The following is a 21,912-nucleotide window of genomic DNA, read 5'->3' as shown; positions in this document are numbered from 1 at the left end:
TGGAAAACTTTGCAATGAAACAGTGGTTAGATGAGCTTGACCGTCAACAGATTTATGTTTATTTACAGCAGGATAAATTAAAACTTAGAACACCGCTTGGGCAGGTGCCTGAGGGTATTCTGGATAAGATAAAGGCGCACAAAGCTGCGCTTATCACCTACCTTCAAGGACAGCAAAAGCAATCTGCTGCGCTATCTGCTGCGCAGCGAAGAATGTGGTTTATTGATAAGTATGAAGGGGGCACTGCGGCGTACAACATGGCTGGGCTAGTTAAGTTATCGCAGCCATTTTCAGTCACGGACATTGAACAAGCGTTGAGCCGCTTGATAGCTAAGTACGATATTTTGAGAGCACGATTTATCACGGTTGAAGGGAAGGTCGTGCAGCAAATTGAACCTGCTGAGGCGATGAAAATTGCCGTGATGACCGTGAATGAAGAAGCGCTACCCAATCAGCTACCAGAGTCGATTAAACAGGCTGTGCGGTATCAGTTTGATCTTGCCAGCGAGTCGCTGCTGCAAGTGACGGCTTTAGTGAGTAACTCTCACACTGATTGCCGCTGGTTACTCGTTAACATGCATCATATTATTAGTGACGGCTGGAGCGTGATTGTGTTTATCAACGCACTGCTGTATGAGCTATCGGAGGCGTGTGTTGAGCTTCCCGATTTACAGTTTGTTGACTATGTGCACTGGGAGCAGCAATTAAGGCAATCCCCAGACTATCAACAACAATTGGCTTATTGGACTGAGCAGTTAGAGGCATTTACACCGTTTGAATTGCCCACCAGCTATCCAAGAAAAAAAGAAAAGCAGTACCAAGGTGACACGGTTCGTTGTTCGTTTAACGCGGAACAAATACAACGATTAGATAAAGCTTGCCGCAGCGATGGCGTAACACATTTTACCGCCTTGCTGGGCGTGTTTTACATCTTGCTTTATCGCTACAGTGAGCAAGCCGATATTACCTTAGGGGTGCCGGTTGCAAATCGTCAGCAAAGCGAGTTTGAAGCTATGCTTGGCTGCTTTATTAATACCTTGCCACTGCGTATGCAGATAAACGGCCATCACTCCATGAGTGAGGCGATTAAGGCGCTGCAATACAAAGTATTGCAAGGGCTTAGTAATCAAAACACTGCCGTGGAAGACATCATTGAAGCGCTAGAGCTACCCAAATCCGCCGCGCATTCCGCCTTGTTTCAAGTGTTATTTAACTACAATGGTGTAGCAAGTAGTAAAGTGTCGGTAAATAACCAATTAGAAGCCGAGTTAATTGCCCTAGATAATGGCACTGCGAAATTTGACTTAACCCTATCTGTTGATGATACAGATGATACCCTTGTGTGTGACTTTGTTTATGCAACAGGGCTTTATGACCATGCGCTTATTCAGCGATTTGCCGATGATTATTTGGCACTCGTCCAGTGCTACTGTGCTAAAGAGGCGGTGCCAATTGACGACTTGACGCTCAAATCAACGAACGAACCGACAAAGGCGGCTGATATCAATCACAATATCAGTCAACCGGCGCTTGTGCCGCAAGCAATCAAAGATATAGCGCAAACCCAAGGTGAGGCGATTGCAGTGGTGGTGCCAAGTACCAATGGCGAAGCATCGCGCACCCTGACATATCAGCAGTTGTATGCCCAAAGTTTGCAAATCGCCAACAACTTAGATGTTCCAGCATCAATCATTGCGCTGATAGCAACGGGCGATATGAGTGACATTGTCACTATGCTTGGCGTAATGCAAAGTGGCCGCGCGTATTTACCTATTGATGGCAATATGCCTGCGGCCAGAGCGCTACAAATGCTAGCGCAAGCTGAGTGTAATACGGTGGTAGTAAGTGTCGAAACGCCACTTTACCAAGCGCTACGAGAAGCTGACATCAGAGTGCTTACATATAGTGAGCTGAGCCAAAACAAAGGAGCGCTGCAGCAAACTTATTCACCAAGTTTTGATGATAGCGCGTATGTGTTGTTTACTTCTGGTTCTACTGGTGTGCCCAAAGGGGTTGAGATCAGCCATGGCGCGCTGAGCCACTATTGCAGCAGCATCGCGGCGAGATTGAGTTACAACCAAGATACGCGAGCGGGCGTGGTCACAGGACTTGCCACGGACTTATGCTTAACGGCTGTGTATCCGGTGCTTACTCAGGGCGGCACTGTGGTACTCACTCTTGCAAACCAAGCGCCAGAACCTGCTGAAATCGCAGCCAAGTTAGTAGCTGAGCAAGTTAATTTGATTAAATTAACTCCTTCTTTTGCCGCGGTGCTTTTGCCTCAGCTTGCTGAGCAAAAGCCCGCTATTTCGCAGTGGGTGTTAGGTGGAGAAGCATTGGGTGAGCAGCTTGTTGATAGCATTCGCGCGCTGACGCCAGCGGCGCGTATTTTCAACCATTATGGTCCGACGGAGGCTTGTGTTGGAGTGGTTTGTCATGAAGTGACAGACAGCAGGCTAACCGGCCACAGTTATCCGATCGGTACGCCGTTGGCACATGTTACCACCTGCGTACTCAACAAACAGGGGAAGCCAACACCTGCAGGCATGCCCGGAGAGCTCTATATTGGCGGGCCGAGCCTCGCCAAAGGGTATATAAATACGCCTTCAGAGACCGCAGCTCAGTTTACAAGTAGCTTGCAACATAGTGCCCAATGCGTCCGTTTTTATCGCAGTGGTGATAGCGTTAGGCTGAATGCGAGTGGCGAGCTTGAATTTCTCGGTCGAATTGACAAACAAGCGAAAATTCGCGGTTACCGTGTTGACCTTAATGAAATAGAAGCTGCACTGTTAGCGCTTGATGAGGTAACGCAGGCTGCAGTCGTGGTGCGTAAGCTCGGCAAACAAGATGCTTTGGTTGCTTTTGTGGTAAGTGTTGATGGCAGCCAGTGCGCCGCAACCAATCTGCGCGAGGTGATCCGCCAAGGCTTGAAGCGTCGCTTGCCTGAGCCGATGATCCCAAGCTGGATAGAGCTTTGCCAGCACTTACCCACCCTGAGTAATGGCAAGATAGACCGCCAACAATTACAGTCTTTGGCATTAACTTCTCAAAGCCAAAGTAGTGAGGTGACAAGTAGGCTGCAGCGACAGTTAATCACACTTTATCAAACCTTAACGGGCGCACCAAAAGTGGGGCTGCACGATAGCTTTTTCAGCATCGGTGGTCACTCTTTATTGGCAATGCAATTACTCAATGAGCTAAGAGCCCAACTCTCGGTGGAGGTGAGCTTAAAGCAAGTATTTGCCAATCCTAGCGTATTTGAACTAAGCGAGATGTTGGCTAACTCTCAGTCTCAATCTTCATTACCAAGTCTACAACCTGCGCCATCACAGCCTAGTTATCCTTTGTCATTTGCACAGCGGCGCTTGTGGTTTGTTGACCAACTGCAAGGGCACAGCAACCAGTATAACCTACAGGGCATATTCCAATTGCAAGGCAAGCTGAATACTGAAGCCTTAGAGCAAGCCTTTATTGCTGTGATTAAGCAACATCCAGTCTTGGCGTTTAATTACCATCAAAATGAGCAAGGAGAACCGCTCCAAAGCATTAACCTTGATGCTCGATTTACCCTGATTAAGCACGACTGGACAGATAAATCCGCTGCGCAACAAGCACATGCGTTAGAGCAGGCTATTGCAGAAGATTACGCAACCTGCTTCGATTTAAGCCGTGATTTAATGCTGCGCGCCAGTCTTTATCAACAAGAGGCGATGCAGGCTACCCTTGTGATCACCTTACATCATATCGCTGCCGATGGTTGGTCTATTGCGTGTTTGAGTGAGGCTTTAGGGCTGGCTTACAAAGCTGCGCTCAGCGGCGAAACCTTAGCACTACAAGAGGTGCATTACGTTGATTATGTAATGTGGCAACAACAGCTAGAACAGGGGTCTCTATGGCAACAGGAGCTCGACTATTGGCGTATGCAATTACAAGGTCTGCCCAAGGTTCATGAATTACCGCTAGATTGTAGCAGAGAAGCAAAAACCTCTTTGCGTGGCGCCTTAGTGATTGAGCCCATACCTGCAGCGCTGGTTAGTGCGCTTCGAGCGTATCAAACTCGTTCAGGGCAAACCTTATTTGTGTTACTGCAAACGCTATTTTCATTGTGGTTAAGCCGCTTTTCTCAACAGCGCGATGTGGTTGTTGGTACGCCGGTATCAGGACGTCACCTTAAAGCATTTGAGAGTATGATTGGTAACTTTATCAATACCTTAGTGCTTAGGAGCGAATGGAGGGAAGACACCAGTTTCACGCAAGCGTTACAGCAAACCCAAGGCTTACTCAACGACGCATTGCAACATCAACATATTCCCTTTGATGTGTTAGTGGATGAGCTAGACATTGAACGCTCAAGCGCCCAACATCCGCTGCATCAAATCGTGTTTCGGGTAAATAATCAGGTAAATGAAAACCTTACGCTAGCGCAACTGGAAGTGACGCTGTGCCAAAGTAAAGTACGCGGTGCCAAACTAGATTTAGAAGTCGCAGTGATAGACGAGGGGGATGTACTCACCGTTGAATGGCTTTATGACCGCAATTTGTGGCAAGAAGCGAGTGTGGTTAGTTTCCATCAGCAGTTTTGTTATGTGCTATCGCAGTGTCTTGCAGAGCCAAATACCCCGTTGTCAGCATTGTCATTGTGGCCCGCTGAGCAGCAGTTAGCGCTATTAAAACAGCAGCAAAGTGTTGCGGTAGAAGTGACAGAGCAACAGCCATGGATAACTCAGTTTAGTCAGGTGGCTCTTCAGACCCCACTACAGACTGCGGTGCGCATGGGGGAGTTCACTTGTAGTTATCTCACCTTAGAAAAATGCGCGAATCAACTCGCTAATAGCTTATTAGAAATGGCATTTCCCGAGCAAAGTCGCATTGCTATTTTACTGCCGTCTTCAAGTTACATGGTGGCTGCGGTACTGGCAATATTAAAAGCGCGCCATACCTATGTGCCAATTCATCATGACACGCCAACCGATACCTTAGCCTATATCATGAATGATGCAGACATCGTATTGACGCTGGCGCTAAGTGAAGATGCCGAGCGCTTGATTGAAGCCGGGAGTGACTTTTTGTTGCTGGATGATTTGTTCGAAGCCGAAGGGAACTTTGCGTTTTACGATACTAGTTTGTTGCTAGATGAAGACGCAGCAGCATTTAACGAGGCCGAGCTTGCTTATGTTATTTATACCTCAGGTTCAACTGGGCAGCCAAAAGGGGTGCCCATTAGTCATGGCAACCTCAATAATTATCTGCGTTTTGCTTGTCAGCGTTACCTGCCACAATCAGGAGGCATAACCAAGGCAGTACTCAGTACACCGCTGGCGTTTGATGCAACGGTGACCGCCTTAGTGCCTATTTTAATGCGAGGCGGTGAGCTTGAGTTGCTCCCCACGGGCGCTGAATTGTTGCCTGCCTTACAAGTGCAGATTTTTGCAGCCAACGAAGCCAAGTTATTCAAGTTAACACCGGCTCACCTACGCGCGGTATTTGCATTAAGTGACGCACAAACTCGCAGTAATATCGCCCACCGATTTGTGGTTGGCGGTGAGGGGCTAAGTGCAGCCTTGGTTGATAAGCTGATGGATAAGCTCCCTAACGCCCAGTGGATAAACGAATACGGCCCCACTGAGGCAACAGTCGGCTGTAGTATCTATGCTGTAAGCCGTGAGTCGCGCCACTTGTTAGCGAGCCACGAAGAAGTGCCTATTGGTCATGCCATCGATAATATGACCCTTGCGGTGGTTGACGAGTTTGGCGAACTGGCTTTACCCAATATGCCCGGAGAGCTTTGGCTAGCGGGAGGTGGGGTGTGTGAAGGCTATATTAATCTCGCGAGTGTGACGCAAACACGCTTTGTTGAGCAAGCAGTGCCTGCGTCTGGTACTTCAAGCATGCGTTGGTATCGCAGTGGCGACAAGGCAAAGTGGCAGGCGAATGCGCGCGGTGAGGCAGACTATCTTTGTTATTTGGGGCGGTTAGATGAGCAAGTAAAACTGCGCGGCTACCGTATTTCTCTTGTGGCAATCGCCCATCAAATCGACGCGTTGGCGCAAGTAAAAAGCTGCGCTGTGAGTATTGATGAAGCACAAGAAAGCTTAGTGGCTCATGTGGTTTTAAATGGTGAGGCTAAGCTCACACTTGTGCAGTTGCGCCAAGCTTTATCGCAGTCGCTGCCCAGTTACATGTTACCTGCCGCGCTGGATATCGTTGCTGATCTTCCACTGACTGCAAACGGAAAAGTAGACAAGCAAGCATTACAGCTTGCCTATCAGGCACAGGCGAAAAGCCAAGAGGTCGCCGAGGTAATTGATGGATCTAAGCTCACAGACATACAGCGTTATTTACTTGAGTTATATCGTGAGCTACTACCGAGCTCAGTACAGAGTATTAACGATAGTTTCTTTGACTTAGGCGGGCATTCGCTGCTTGCCATAAAAGTGATCAGCCGAGTGCGCAGTGAGCAGCGGCGAGATATCACCTTGCCACAACTCTTTGATGCGCCAAGTGTTGCAGCGTTTGCTGAAGTGATAACCGCAAGTTCGATGATTGCGCACAGCAATACCATTGAGCCGGTATCAAGAGCCCAAGCGTTACCTCTGTCTTTTGCTCAGCAGCGTTTGTGGTTAATTGACCAGTTACATGAGCAGAGTGTGCAATACCATATGCCAGCGAGCTATTGGTGTGAAGGTGCCTTAGATATTGACGCTTTAACACAAGCGTTAAGCGCGATTATTGCACGTCATGAAGTACTCCGTACGGTCATCGTTCCTGCAAGTGGTGATCACGGTGCTGGGCAGCAAGTTCGTGCCCAAGTAGCCTGTCCTGTGGAATTAGTAGATTTGTCTGGGCTGAATACCGCCGAGCAACAGCAGCGTTGGCAAACATTACAGCAACAATCACTTAGCAAGCGTTTTGATTTATGCCAAGACACTATGCTGCGCGTTATCTGTGTACAGTTTAGTCACAACCAATTTGGGCTCTTGTTTAACATGCATCACATTGCCAGTGATGGTTGGTCAATGGCGCTGCTTGCTAAAGAATTTGTGGCGTTTTATCGGCACTTTAGCGAAGCGTCAGCGTATCCGTTGCCAGAGCAATACGCTAAACCGCTAGCGGTGCAGTATGCAGACTTTGCCTACTGGCAGCAGCAACAGCAAGATAGCTATCAGGCAGATCTTTCTTATTGGCAAACTCAGTTGCAGCAGTGTCCTGTTGTTCATGAATTACCGCTGGACTTTGAGCGGCCACAAGTTCAGTCCCTTGATGGTGAATGCATTCGTCATACTCTTACATCGTCGCAAGTTGAGGCGATAAAAGCGCATTGCCAAGCACAAGGGGTGACCTTGTATATGTGGTTGCAAAGTGCCTTTTCGCTGTTGATGCTTCGTCTTAGTCAAACGCAGGATATTGTCATTGGCTCGCCCATTGCCGGACGTGAGGTGAAAGAATTAGAGGGGTTACTGGGCTGCTTTGTGAACACTTTAGCTATTCGAGCTCGCAAAGTGGGGTCGCCTTCATTTAACGACTGGCTAAATGAGCAAAAACAGGTGATCTTGGCGGCTTTTGCCCATCAGAATCTACCCTTTGAGCAGCTTGTTGATGCCATTAATCCACCGCGCAGCCTAGCGCATTCGCCCGTGTTACAAATACTCTTTGCACTACAAAATAACGAACAAAGTGACTTCAAGCTACCTCATCTAAAAATCGAGCAACAGCTTGACCTTAAGCCTGCAATGAAGTTCGACTTAGAAGTCAATGCACAAGAATCTGGCAGTGAGATAACTGTGCAGTGGAATTATGCCAAAGCCTTGTTTAAGCACACTAGCGTACAGGCGATGGTCGACGCTTTTGTGACGTTAATTGACGCGGCGCTGAAAAGCCCTGAGCAAAGCGTAAATACCTTACCATTAGTTGAGACTAAAGCACTTAGCGAGCTAGGGCTTACCACGCAAGCGCAGCCGCAATCTCCTTGGTTTATCAGCGATAAAATACGAGACTTTGCTCAGCATAGTGCACAGCAAAATGCTGTACGAGATATGGCTGGCAAGCGGTTAAGTTTTGGCGAATTGGAGCTACAAAGTAACAAGCTAGCGCGTTACTTGATTGAACAAGGCGTAACGGCAAGGTCGCAGGTCGCAATAAGCTTAGCGCCAAGCTGTGAGCAAGTAGTGGCACTTTTGGCAGTCTTAAAGGTCGGGGCCGTGTATGTGCCGCTTGACCCCAATGCACCGAGTCAGCGTCAGCAATATATATTGGGTGACAGTAAAGCGACTTGCCTTATCACCACCTCAGCGCTACTTCCAAACAGCGCAGAGCTCAGCTACCGTTTGGTGCTAATGGACACCGCACCGCATTGGCAGAACATGCCTGTAGAGGCGCTTGCGCCATTAAGTGATATTGATGCGCCTGCTTATATGATTTATACCTCTGGCACTACAGGGCGACCCAAAGGCGTGGTGATCAGCCATCGTAATCTACACCTTTATCTTGAGCACGTTAGTCACAGTTATCTCCAAGGCGATATACAGGAGAGTGTTGTCAGCACACCTTTAGCATTTGATGCGACAGTAACGAGCTTATGGGGCGCGCTGGTTAATGGTCTTGGCGTTGTATTGTTAAGCGATGGCGGGCAGTTAATCACAGAGCTTAGTGCGTGTTTAGCGCGTGATGAGGCGCTGCTGTTTAAGCTGACACCAGCCCACTTGCAAGGCGTGCTGGCGCGATTACAACCGAGCAATGCTGCGCACCAAATTGTGGTGGGGGGAGAAGCCTTATCTAGCAGCGTGGTTGCTCAAGTTGGGGCACTGCTGCCACAGGCTTATTTTTATAACGAATATGGCCCAACAGAAGCAACGGTCGGTTGTTGTGTGTATCGCTGTAACGGCCAAGATGCGGTTTCGCTTGCACAGCAATCGCAGCGCTTTGTGCCAATCGGTAGCGCCATTCAGGGCACTCATTTGGTGGTATTAGATCAGCATCAACAGCCGGTGCTGATGGGCATGCCCGGTGAGCTATACATTGCAGGCGATAATGTGGCTCAGGCGTATTTTGGGTTGCCTGAGCTCAGCGCCAGTAAATTTGTGTCATTGTCTTTGATGAATGACTCACAGCGTTATTATCAGACGGGCGACCAAGTGCGCTGGCAGCTAGATGAACAGGGCTGCCCTAGTGTGCTGCAGTTTATTGGTCGTCGAGACAACCAAGTTAAACTGCGTGGCTATCGCATAGAACTTGAAGAAATTGCGGCTCAGCTTGAGCAACTAGATGCAGTGCAACAAGCACATGTGTTACTTAACGAAAGTAAAGATAACTTACTAGCCTGTGTGGTGCTAACTACACCATCGCACAGTGAGGCCATCTGTGAGCTTGAACAGGCGCTACACACTCAGATATTAGCCTCGTTAGCAGAGGTCCTACCAAGTTACATGTTGCCTTACAAGCTGTATGCACTGGCTGCTATGCCGCTCACCAATAACGGCAAAGTAGACGCAGGAGCGCTTGCACAACTGGTGCAATCGCAACAGGCGCAAGTGCTTACAGCACCTTTAGCTCCTATGACTGAACTACAAACGCTGCTGGCAGAAATTTTTGCTCAAGTGCTCAATACTCAAGTTCGAGATATTAACCGTAACTTCTTTGAGTTAGGAGGGCACTCTTTATCAGCAAGCCAAGCGGTTGCCTTAATTGAACAGGCGCTTGAGGTGCCTATTACCTTAAAAATATTGTTCGAGCGGCCAAGCGTAAGCGCACTTGCAACTTGGTGTGAGATCCATCGTGCAGCCAAAGCAGCAGACGAAAACGGTCAGTCTGAGGAGATGTTTTTGTGATGAATGAACAACAAAGACAGATAGAGGCTTTGATCGCAGAAGCATTAGCAGCTGGCGTGACCTTGTATGAAAAAAACGGTGGCTTGGCATTTAAGCAAACCGCTGGGTTTCCTCCACAGTTAAAACAGCAGGTGGTTGAATATAAATCAGAGATCATTGCCTACTTTCAGCAGCAAAGCCGTGATGTGGCGAACTCATCGCCGAAAATAGTCGCGCAGCCAAGCGCGGGGAAAATCTTACCGCTGAGCTTTGCGCAGGAAGGACTGTGGTTTATTGAGCAACTGCAAGGCAGCAAGCAGTATTATATGCCCGCCGAGTTTTTGTTACGCGGCAAGCTTAATATTCAAGCAATGCGCAGCGCCGTACAAGATGTGCTGCAGCGCCACGAAATACTGCGCGCTAGGTTTGTAAAAAATGAACAAGATGGCCAACCCCAGCTGCAAATAACGGATGATATTAGTGCGCCGCTCGAGTGGCTTGATGCCAGTGTAGTACCTGAGGAAACACGGCAAGCCTATATTACTTCACACCTTGAGGCCCATCAGAATAAGCCTTTTGATTTGGCTCATGATTGTTTGCTTCGCGTGCTGGTGGTGAGTGATGGCGATGAACATCACCTTGCATTTAATATGCATCATATTGTCTCTGACGGGGCGTCAATGGCGCTACTTGCACAAGAGGTAGAAGCTGGCTATTGCAAACACATAGGCGCATCTTATACACCGCTTGCAACTATGCAGGTGCAATATAGTGATTTTAGCCAGTGGCAGCGAGCACAGCTAACGCCAGAGCGCATCGAGGCACCTCTGGCGCAACTAAAACAGCAATTTAGCGAATTAGCGCCGTTGCAGTCATTGCCTTGTGATTTTGTCCGTCCTGCGGTGCAGTCGTTAACGGGGAAAGTATATCGCCAAGCGCTCGATGCGTCGTTATTTGCAGCGATATCGACTCAGGCGAAGTCGCTCCAGCTCACACCCTTTATGTGGCTGCTCAATACCTTTATGTTGTTTATCGCAAGGCTTACGCAATCGCAGCAGGTGGTTGTAGGCACGCCAGAGCATGGCCGTCATCACCCCGAATTAACGCCATTAATCGGCTTGTTCGTTAATACCTTAGTGATGCAAGCAAAGCTCGAAAGTGATATGCCATTTAGCCAATGGTTGCAGCAACAAAAAGACCTCAACCTAGCGGCGTTTGAATACCGCGATATTCCTTTTGATAAAGTAGTTGAAGCGGTTGGCGCTCCACGAGATTTAAGTCACCACCCGCTAGTACAAATATTATTTACACTGGAAACCCGTGATGGGCGCGCTTTTACGCTTCCGGGATTATCGGTTCAAGAAGTGCAAAAACAACAGGCAGACAGCATAGCGGTAAAATGCGACTTAGAACTCAATGCCGTAGTTGATGAGCAGGCACTTTATTTACATTGGAAGTTTGATAGCCATCTTTACACAGCAGAGACCATCAAACATTGGGCGGATTGCTTTCACACGCTGCTTCAAGCTTGTGTTACAGCCCCTCATACCGCCGTTGGTGAACTTGCGTTACTGAGTCAAAAACAGCAACAAGCTTTAATAACTGGCGCTCAATGCCAAGCGGCAATTTGGCCTAAGCAAGACACCATCACCAGTTTATTCACGCGCTACGCCGAGCGCTTTGCCACACGCACTGCCGTGCAAGATAGCACGACTGTGCTGAAGTATCGTGAGCTTAACGAGCGAGTCGATGCGTTGGCGATAATGCTGTTACAGAAAGGCGTCACGCCACGAACCATGTTGGTGGTGAGTGTATCACGCAGCGTTGAGATGATAGTGACCTTGCTGGCAGTACTTAGAGTTGGTGCTGCCTACGTGCCAGTAGATCCCGACTACCCGCAAGAACGCATTGAGTATATTTTGGGAGACGTGCAAAGCCCATGGCTACTTTGTGATAACGCCACTCAGGCACAGTTTAGTCAGCTTTCATACCAGCTAATTAATGTGTCACAGGCAGAACATCAGGTCAGCCGCGAAGCTCTCAAGCTGCTTGATGCTATTCAGATTGAGCCGCAAGACTTGGCTTATATGATCTATACCTCTGGCACCACAGGACGACCAAAAGGCGTACAAATTGAGCACCGTCATGTGGTGCGCTTACTTCGTGTTGAGCCCAACTTATTCGATTTTAATGAGCAAGATGTTTGGACCTTGTTTCATTCCTTTTGCTTTGATTTCTCTGTGTGGGAAATGTATGGCGCGTTACTCTTTGGTGGTCGTCTTGTGGTTGTGGATAAAGCGACTACGCAAGACACCCAAGCTTTTGCTCAGTTGTTGGTTGATGCTCGTGTTACGGTCTTAAATCAAACGCCAAGTGCGTTTTACGCGCTACAAGCCACGCTACTCAATGACAGTCAGTTGGCGAGCCAATGTGCAGTGCGGTACGTCATTTTCGGTGGTGAAGCGTTGCAGCCAAGTAAGCTACAACCTTGGGCACAGCACTTACCAAATTGTCAGTTAATCAATATGTATGGCATTACTGAAACCACGGTACATGTTACGTTTAAGGCGCTGGAGCCTGCGGATCTGACGCTTGGCACCAGTAATATAGGTCGTGCTATTCCGACCACCAGCTGCTATGTGCTTGATGACAAGCAAAGGCTCTTGCCGCAAGGTGCCGTGGGCGAGTTGTACGTAGGGGGCGAGGGGGTTTGTCGGGGTTATTGGCAACGTGACGAGTTAAACGCCACTCGCTTTATTCAAAACCCGTTTAGTGAAGCGCCTGATCAGCGATTATATCGCTCAGGTGATCTCGTGCGCTTAATGGCCAGCGGAGAGCTGAGCTATGTTGGCCGAATTGACGACCAGGTAAAAGTTCGGGGTTATCGCATTGAATTAGGCGAAATTGAAAACCAGTTGCGCCATCACCCCGAAGTGGCAGAGGTTACTGTGCTGTTAAATCGGCAAGACCCAGAAAATGTCTGGATCTGCGCCTTTGTGGTGTTACACAAACAGGTCGAGTTCGACGACATCACTTTAGTCATGCAGCAGTTTTTAAAACAAAATTTACCCGACCATATGTTGCCGGCCAAAGTTCAAGCGGTGGCAGCTATGCCACTGACCAGCAATGGTAAAGTAGATAAAAAAGCACTACTGCAGCAACTTGATACAAGCTTTAACGAAAACACTTATGAAGCACCGATTGGCGAGCTTGAAACCCAACTTGCAAGCTATTTTTCCGAGATACTGCAGCACGAATCAGTTGGTCGCTATGACGACTTTTTTAGACTCGGCGGGCACTCGCTACTTGCTGCAAAACTGGCAAATCATATTCGCAAGACGCTGCACATTGAGTTACCGCTGCAAGCGATTTTTACGCACCCTACAGTACAAGGTTTAGCGGCTGCACTTGAAAAGCAAGACGCGCAGCTAAGTACTATTGCTGTGGTGGATAAAACCAATGGCGTAGTGTTGTCTTTTGCTCAGCAGCGTTTGTGGACATTAGATCAAATGCAGCAGGGCAGCCAGCAATATCAAATTCAAGCGTTATTGGCGTTTTCAGGAGAGCTTGATCTGAGCGCATTCGAGCAAAGTTGGCAAAAGGTGTTGTCACGGCATCAGGTGTTGCACTCGGCTATCATCAACACTACCGATGAGCCCAAACAGTACCTTGTCGCTTTGCCTGAGCATTTTGTTACGCTCATTGACGTCTCCACACAATCGCCGCTTTGGCAAAATGTGGTTTGGCAGCGCGCGGTACGAGACGACCAAGCGCAGGGTTTTGATCTTAGTAAAGATCTAATGATCCGCGCAACCCTAGTTCGCTTTTCATCAGACTACCATCGGCTTATCGTCAATATGCATCACATTGCTAGTGATGCTCGCTCCATTGAAATATTAATGCGAGATCTTACGCAATTTTATGCCCGTTACGCCCAAGGTTGTGAACTTGCCCATGACTTGATTGCGCCACCTGAAGTGCAATACGCGGATTATGCCCATTGGCATCGATCACAGTGCCAAGGCGCGCAGCAAAGTGCAGACATGGCATTTTGGTCAGCGTATCTTGACGATGCGCCGCCACTGCACCAATTACCGCTCGATACGCCGCGTGGGCAAGTTGTGAATAATAGCGCGCAAGCATTTAATGAGCAGCTAAGCGCAGAGACATGGCAACGACTGCAACAGTATTGTCAGCGTTTGGGAATAACTTCGTTTATTTGGTTGCATAGCGCGTATGCGGTGGTGCTCGCTAAGTTTAGCCAAGTGGATGATATTGTGATTGGTGCGCCATTTTCAGGGCGGCATCACCCACAAGTGGAGCAGTTGATTGGCTTTTTCGTCAATGCCTTACCTATTCGCGTGAAGCTCGATTGGCAGCAGAGTTTCAGCCAACTACTCGATATACAAAAAGAGCAAATTGAACAAGTACATCAACACCAATCTTTGCCCTTTGAGCAGCTCATTGATCATCTTGGTGTTAGCCGAGAGTTGAGTCACCAGAGTGTTTTCCAGTTGAGTTTTGCGTTTAATCCCGAGCCACAGCAAACGCCAGAGTTTGTGGGGCTCAGCACGGAAGTTTTAGCGTCGGAAAACGCGCGTGCCAAGTTTGATCTCGAGCTCAGTGCAACAGAAAGTGGGCAAGGGTTGAGACTGCACTGGCTATACAACAGTGGACTATTTGAAAGAGAAACTGTGGCGAGCATTGCAGAGTGTTTTAATGCCGTGATAGTGCAGTTACTCACACAGCCTGATTGCGCACTTGTGGATATAAAACTTTGCAAGGAGCAGCCGCTAGAGAATCATGCGATTTCAGGCAAATCAGCGCCGGAACACCTTGAGCAGTCAGTGCTTGAGCAAATTGAGCGACATATGGCAGAGCCTGCACAAGCTGAGCGGCTCGCAGTAATTGACACAAACTCAAATCAAACCTTGAGTTATGGTGAACTTAATGAAAGAGCCAAGGCATTGGCGGCGCTGTTATTAAGCGAAGGGCTGCAACTAGAGCAGCCTGTGCTTGTTGCGATGACGGGTAGCGCAGATCTCATTGTGGCGATGTTGGCTGTGTTAAAAGCGGGTGGATGTTATGTACCAGTTGACCCTCATTACCCTCAAGCGCGAGTCAATTACATCGCTAAAGACAGCAGCGCTGCGCTGGTTTTAACAAAGTGTGAGTTTGCCGCTCGCTTTGAGGTAGCAGAGTTAGATGATAACGACATTGAGGCTGAATATCGCTCCTCACATGTCATTTGTGTTGATGACGCCAACGTGCAAGCGCGCCTTGCGGCAATACTACTACCTCAGCAGTTCCCAAAAGTTAAAGCGGAGCAGCTAGCCTATGTGATTTATACCTCTGGCACGACTGGTAATCCTAAAGGCGTGATGATAGCCCATCAAGGGTTGGCGAATTTATGTGGTTGGCACCGACGAGCTTTTGCGGTGGATAATCATAGCGTTGCGAGTCAAACCGCCAACCCCGCCTTTGACGCGGCAACATGGGAAATTTGGCCTTATTTATGTGCTGGCGCGAGCCTCGTGTGTGTGACAAAAGCGGTGCTACAGTCACCGGCCGAATTAACAGCCTGTTTCAATACACACCAAGTCACGCATAGTTTTATTGCAACGCCAATCGCTCAAGCGCTGCTCACTGAGTCTTTGTTTAATCCACAAAGCTTGCGTTATTTATTGGTTGGCGGCGATAAACTTGGTGCGCTTCAAGCAAAAGAGTACGGATTTACCCTAGTCAATAACTATGGACCCACCGAAGCCTCGGTGGTCGCGACTTCAGGTGTGGTTGAGTTTGACGGAAAGGTGCCAGGTATCGGCTTGCCTGTCGACAATAGTCAGCTATTTATTTTAGACCCACAATTGCACGCTGTGCCACCGGGGATGATTGGGGAGTTATATATAACCGGAGCGGGACTTGCCAGAGGATATTTACATCAACCACAGCTTAGTGCTGAGCGTTTTATTGAGCTACAAGTCTCTCCCTCGCACATGGTGCGAGCCTATAAAACGGGAGATTTGGTTCGCCTGCTTAGCAACGGCCGTATCGCCTATATGGGTCGTAACGATGGACAAGTAAAACTGCGAGGGTATCGTATTGAACTGGCCGAAATTGAACAGCAAATTGGGCTACTACCAAGCGTACAAGAATGTGCGGTTCAGATAACCACAAGCGCGTCAGGGCAGCCACAGTTGCAGGCATTTGTGGTAACAACAACTGAGCCTCAAGTGCTTCAAGCCCAGCTAAAGGAAAGACTACCAAGTTATATGGTGCCAGAGCATTTTGTCATGCTCGCAAGGCTACCTTTGACACCGCATGGCAAGGTTGACCATCGTGCCTTGGCAACACTTGGTAAAACTCAACAGACTATCACAGTAACCGAGCAGAGCGCGGTCACACCACAGGCTAACAGCATCGTAGCCCAGTTACTGGCGATTTATCGGCAGGTATTAAATACGCCATCCATGACCGCTGAAGACGACTATTTTGCTTTAGGCGGCGACTCTATTTTGAGTATTCAAATCGCCAGTAAAGCTAAAGCACTCAAGTTACCAGTTAGTGCTACCGACGTGTTTACCTACCCCTGTGTTTCGGCGCTTGCAGCAAGACTTGCCCAGCAAGATATTCACCGGCCGATGGGTAAAGCAAGGCTAAAACTTTCAGGCCCGCTTGATAAATTACCAATTCAGCATTGGTTCTTTGCTCAACAATTTGCCAAACCCAGTCATTGGGATCAAAGCGTGCTGGTGAGTGTAGATAAATCCGTCACACCTGCGCAGCTTATGGAAGTTGTAAAATATCTGCTCACCCAGCACGATGCGCTACGTTTGGTGGTTGCGGATGAAAATACCCTATTTGTACGTGATGGCATTGATATTCAAAAGGTATTTACGGCGCATACGCTTGAGCGTGAAGCATGGCAAGCTGAGCTGAGCGAGTTCAGTGAGCAAGTGCAGCAAGGCTTTGCGTTTACTGGCACGCCACTGTTTAAAGCGGTGTTATATGTTACGCCTGACAGTGAGGCCAATAATCGCTTGCTGTTTAGCGCGCATCACTTGCTAGTGGATGGCGTCTCTTGGCGTGTGTTACTTGAAGATGTGAGCCAGCTACTACAGCAGCAAATAAACAATGTGCCGCTGGAGCTTCCTGCCGCAAGCGCGAATTTGGCTGAACTTGCCGATTTTTATCGTGAACTTGCAACCGATGAGCGTGGTTTGCGCAAATGGCAGAAGGTGGCTGCACTGGCTGAAACCTCACACTTATTGAGTCTTAAGGATACAAAAGCGACCCCAACCATAGCCAAAGTTCGCCACACATTGTCAACAGCGCACACCCGTGCGCTACTGGGGTCCGCCAACACCAGTTATGGTACAACGGCGCAAGCATTGCTGCTCAGTGCGCTTGCCTGGTGTGCGCAAAAGCGTGGTGCAGGCAGTGAAGTGATCATGCTAGAAGGGCATGGTCGCGAGTTACTGACGGAGGCACTGGACAGCAGCCGAACCATTGGCTGGTTAACGGCGCTCTATCCAATGCAGTTATTTAGCAATGGCAGCCGCTTACATGATGTTATTTGCAGTATTAAGGCGGAGCTTGAAAGCGGCAGTAAAGTTGCAAGTAGTTATGGCGCTGTGCGGTACTTACACCCAGATCTAAACGTTCGCTCATCGCTTGAGATTGATACTCGTAGCTTACTGTTTTTCAACTATTTAGGCCAGCTAGATACAGTCATTGAGCAACAAGGTTTGCTGGGAGACGCTCGTGAGTCGACTGGCACTTTGGTTGCAGCGTCAAACCTCAGTTACTTTGGAGCGCAGCTAACGGCGGCGGTCGTGGATGGTAAACTGGCGTTAACGTTAGAGTTTGACAGCCAGCGCTTGGCATCTGAAGCAGCGGAACGATTAAGTAAAGAGATACTCGAAAGTCTAATTCAGGTCATCGAGCATTGCCAATCCCAGCCTCAACGTCATTATACAGTCAGTGACTTTGCACTTCTCAGCGGCATTTCTGAACGGCAGTTACAGCGCATACTTGGGCAGGTTGAAGGGGAAGTTGAGGATATTTACCCTCTAACTGGTTTGCAGCAAGGCATGTGGTTCCACAGTCAAACGGCACGTGAGACGCACACTCAAAGCACGCTACCTTACATCGAGCAAACCAGCTTATTGCTACAAGGTTGTGTGGATATTGAGGCGTTGAGTTATGCTTGGCAGCAATTGATTACACAGCACAGCATATTACGCACGGCCTTTATAGATGTTGCTGGCGAGCCGCTGCAAGTGGTCTGTAAACATGCTGATGTACCGCTGAATCTGGTGCAGAGTGTCGCTATTGCAGATGCGCAATCGCATGTGGTGAAATCACAGGCCGCGGTGGAGCTTGCCGAGCCGCTTAGGCTTTCACAAGCGCCTTGTATGCGATTGAGGTTAATTGCTTTTGAGGATGGCAATGTTGGGGTGGTTTGGACTTATCATCATCTCATCATGGATGGCTGGTCGCTGCCGGTGTTATTTGCTGAGTTATTGGCATTTTATCAAGCCCGTTGCCAAGGTGAGTTACGCCCCATTGTGGTAGATAATTTCCGCGATCATATCGAATATTTGCATACGCATGTTGACCGCGACGAAGCGTTTTGGCGGGAGTATTTGGGTGGAGTTACCACGCCCACATTACTCAGCGAAAAGGTACTACATACTGAAAATAAAGCGGCTGGTGTTAAAGAACTTAGTGTGACTTTACCGCAATCGCTGCAAGATGCCGTGACTCGCTTTACAAGCGAGCAAGGACTTACCGTCAATCAGTTTATCCAAGGGCTCTGGGCTTATTGGGTGGCAAATTGCTGCAACGAACCGTATGCCTTATTTGGTCAAACCATCGCGGGTAGACCTACAGCGCTTAGTAGAATGGCGCAGCGCGTTGGCTTGTATATCAATACGCAAGCGGTCCATGTAACGATAGATCAAAATGCGCGTGTGCAAGATTACCTGCAAGCGGTGAAATCGCAGCTTACGGCATTGGCGCAGCACCCGCATACACCACTGACACAAGTTCATCAGTGGTCGGGTATTGAAAACGACAGTCCATTGTTTGATTGCTTGTATGTTTTTGAAAATTATCCGCAAGATCCGTTACAAAATAGCGCTGCGCTGCCATTTATCGCAACAACCTTAAGTGAAGTTGACGAAACGCACTATCCATTGACCTTTGTGGTCGGCGTAGGGGCCGGTTTATCGCTCACGCTGAGCTATCAGCAGCAATGCTTTGATGAAGTGTTTATCGAGCAAAGCCTTGCGGCGATGCAGCAGCTGATGTTAGCTGCGACACAACGGCCAGAGCAAACACTCGGAAAATTGTCTTGGCAGCCTCAACACGCGCCGTATAGCAAGGCATTGCCTCAGCCTACTTTTGCACTGACGCAAGCGGCGAAATATCAAACGCCAAATTTACCTATTCAGCAATTATTTGCTCAAGTTGCTGCTGAATTTCCTGAGCATATTGCTATTCGTGAATATAGTACCGCCTCTGGGGAGGCTCGCTGTTATCACTATTCACAACTGGATAAAGACGCCAATCAGCTCGCCCATTACCTTGCTTCACGACTAGAGCCGAGTACATCCCCCGTTATTATTGGTCTGTGTCTAGAGGCGAATTACCAGCTTATTGTGGCTATGCTTGCGGTGCTCAAATTGGGCGCAGCTTATCTACCAATTGCACCAACACTACCCGAGTCTCGACGTCGTTTGCTGTTGCAAAATGCCAATGCAGCCATGCTGGTTACCAAAACAGAATATTGGCAGGGTAGCTCGGAGCAGGTGGTGCCTCAAGTCGATTTAGATAGTATTCAGGGCGCTTTGGCTGAGCAGCCTAGTCGTTGTTTTACTGCGCCATGCCAGATTGACGACCTCTGTTATGTAATTTACACCTCGGGCACCACGGGCATGCCAAAAGGGGTGATGGTGGAGCATGCCAGTGTCGTTAATTATGTGCAGGCATTAGCCGCGCAATATGCGATTACGCCCAGCGACAATTACCTGCAATTTGCTAGCATGAGCTTTGATGTGTTTGCGGAAGAAGTCTTTTGTACTTTAATTCGTGGCGCAACCTTGGTGATGGCACCGACAGACGACATGTTGGACCCCAACAAGTTGGCGCAATTAAGCCAAGATGCCGAGTTAACGTTGATGAGTTTACCAACGGCGTATTGGCATCAACTTGCAGCAACTTCAGTTACCTTGCCAAGCTCGTTGCGGATCATCACCATAGGTGGCGAGCAAATGCAGATTGCCGCGCTCACCGATTGGCAGCAGCGCTACGGCGACCGTATTCGAATTATTAATGCCTATGGCCCGACTGAAGCAACCATTTCGGCAACCCTTAATGATGTCACACACTTCAGCGGTGCACGCGTGCCAATTGGTCAGCCCGTCGCTGGTTTGTCTTTATATTTACTTGATGAGCAGCTTCGAGCGGTGGCTACCGGTGTGGAAGGGGATTTATACATTGCAGGTATTGGCCTTGCCAGAGGCTATCTCAACGACAAAGAAAAGACACAGCAGGCCTTTATCATTGAGCCAAATAGCGGCCAGCGACTTTACAAAACTGGCGATCGCGCTTGCTGTTTAGCCTCAAATGAATTGCTGTATCTAGGTCGTGGTGATGACCAAGTTAAAGTGCGCGGTTACCGCATCGAATTGGGTGAGATTGAGCGGCAACTTCAGCTGTTAGACGAAGTTGCTGCGTGTGCTGTGGTGGTGCGTGAAGATAGCAGTAACAACGCGCAATTAGTGGCATTTGTGCAGCCAACACAGCATACGGAAGTGGGTGATGCTGCTTTGCGAGCGCAATTACGCGCAGTACTACCCGCTTACATGGTCCCTGAGTTGTTTCAATCAATTAGCCAGCTTCCGCTGACAACGAACGGCAAAGTAGATCGCAAACAGCTCATTGCGCTGGCCAGCTCATACACTCCGCCTCAACCCTTGCGGCAAGAGGCTAAGCGGGAGAGGCTCACACCACTACAAACTCAATTAGCGCAGCAGTTTGCCTGTCGTTTGCAGTTGGATGGAGTGTGCCTTGACGATAACTTCTTTAATTTAGGTGGTCATTCGCTATTAGCGATGCGTTTAGTGGGTGATATTAATCAGCACCTACAACTCAATTTTCCACTGTCGGCACTTTTTGAGTATCCGACTGTGCGTGGGCTCAGCCAGTATATTCAAGCATTGAGAGATGGTCTTGGCGAACGCGATAGCAAACCTCAATCGCTTGAAACCTTAGTGTGTTTGCAAGAGGGCGAGCTTGGCTTTACACCTGTGGTGTTGATTGCGGGAGCGGGAGGTTGGCTAATGGCATTTCATGCGTTAGTGAATGGGCTTGATAGCCGTATACCCGTTTATGGCTTGCAGCCAGAGGCGCTTGCCGAGGAACCCGAGACGCTAACTTCTATTGGCCGCACCGCAGAGTATTACTTGAGTGTATTAGCAGGTGCTGAACTTGGTGAACAAGTGCATTTGGTCGGACATTCTTTTGGCAGCTTTATTGCCTATCAACTTGCCACTTTACTTGAGCAACAAGGTCGAATTGGCTGTTTGGTAACTGTGATTGATACGCCTGTACCGAGCAGCCCAACGCTTAACTTAGGGGAAGCGCAAATCGCACAAATGATGCTGGATAATCTGGTGGCGTTTTTCCGCCTTAGTGTCTCTGATGCAGAAATCAGTGCCTATAAGCAAGGTGATGCTGCAGCACGCATTGCCTATCTCAATCGCTGGATACATCAAGCTGGATTTAATTTTAGTGATGCGCATCTACGCCACTTTCAACAAGTTTTTAGTGCCCAACTGCGAGCAAATATTGAGATGCCGTCTATGCTTAGCGACACCCCAATCTGCGTTGTAAAAACGCAGCAAACGCAAGAATTTGAAGGCCGTCCTGTGAATAAAGACATGGGATGGAAACCATTTAGTCACTCTCTCTCTTGTTATGAAGTCAAAGGAGATCATTTGTCCTGCCTGCAAGCCGAGCAAGTAGGACAGTTGGTTAACATAATTGAGCGCAACTATGTGTTGCACTAGCAAAAGTACATACTTTTAAGGATGGGAAAACA

Annotated in this window: 2 protein-coding genes; both read left to right on the top strand. The window is 48.6% G+C overall.

What is annotated here, in order from left to right:
* Window positions 1-14: 14 nt before the first annotated feature.
* A complete protein-coding gene (locus EXT48_RS14855) occupies window positions 15-9,824 on the top strand; it encodes a non-ribosomal peptide synthetase (RefSeq protein WP_240703392.1) in 9,810 nt (3,269 codons plus the stop codon).
* Window positions 9,824-21,880 carry a non-ribosomal peptide synthetase gene (locus EXT48_RS14850; RefSeq protein ID WP_130164937.1) on the top strand — a complete coding sequence of 4,019 codons (12,057 nt, stop codon included), beginning with the start codon at window positions 9,824-9,826 and terminating at the stop codon, window positions 21,878-21,880. The genes EXT48_RS14855 and EXT48_RS14850 overlap by 1 nt, the downstream gene beginning before the upstream one ends.
* Window positions 21,881-21,912: the final 32 nt, after the last annotated feature.

It is taken from the genome of Pseudoalteromonas sp. CO348 (assembly GCF_004208845.1).
In the GTDB taxonomy this organism is placed as follows: domain Bacteria; phylum Pseudomonadota; class Gammaproteobacteria; order Enterobacterales; family Alteromonadaceae; genus Pseudoalteromonas; species Pseudoalteromonas maricaloris.
The sequence above is the reverse complement of the archived record's forward strand: the minus strand, read 5'-3'. Positions and strand labels throughout refer to the sequence as shown.

What these genes read in the sequence shown, in the direction of transcription:
- EXT48_RS14855 (WP_240703392.1), top strand. Translation starts at nt 15, where the DNA reads ATGAAACAGTGGTTAGATGAGCTTGACCGTCAACAGATTTATGTTTAT.
- EXT48_RS14850 (WP_130164937.1), top strand. Translation starts at nt 9,824, where the DNA reads ATGAATGAACAACAAAGACAGATAGAGGCTTTGATCGCAGAAGCATTA.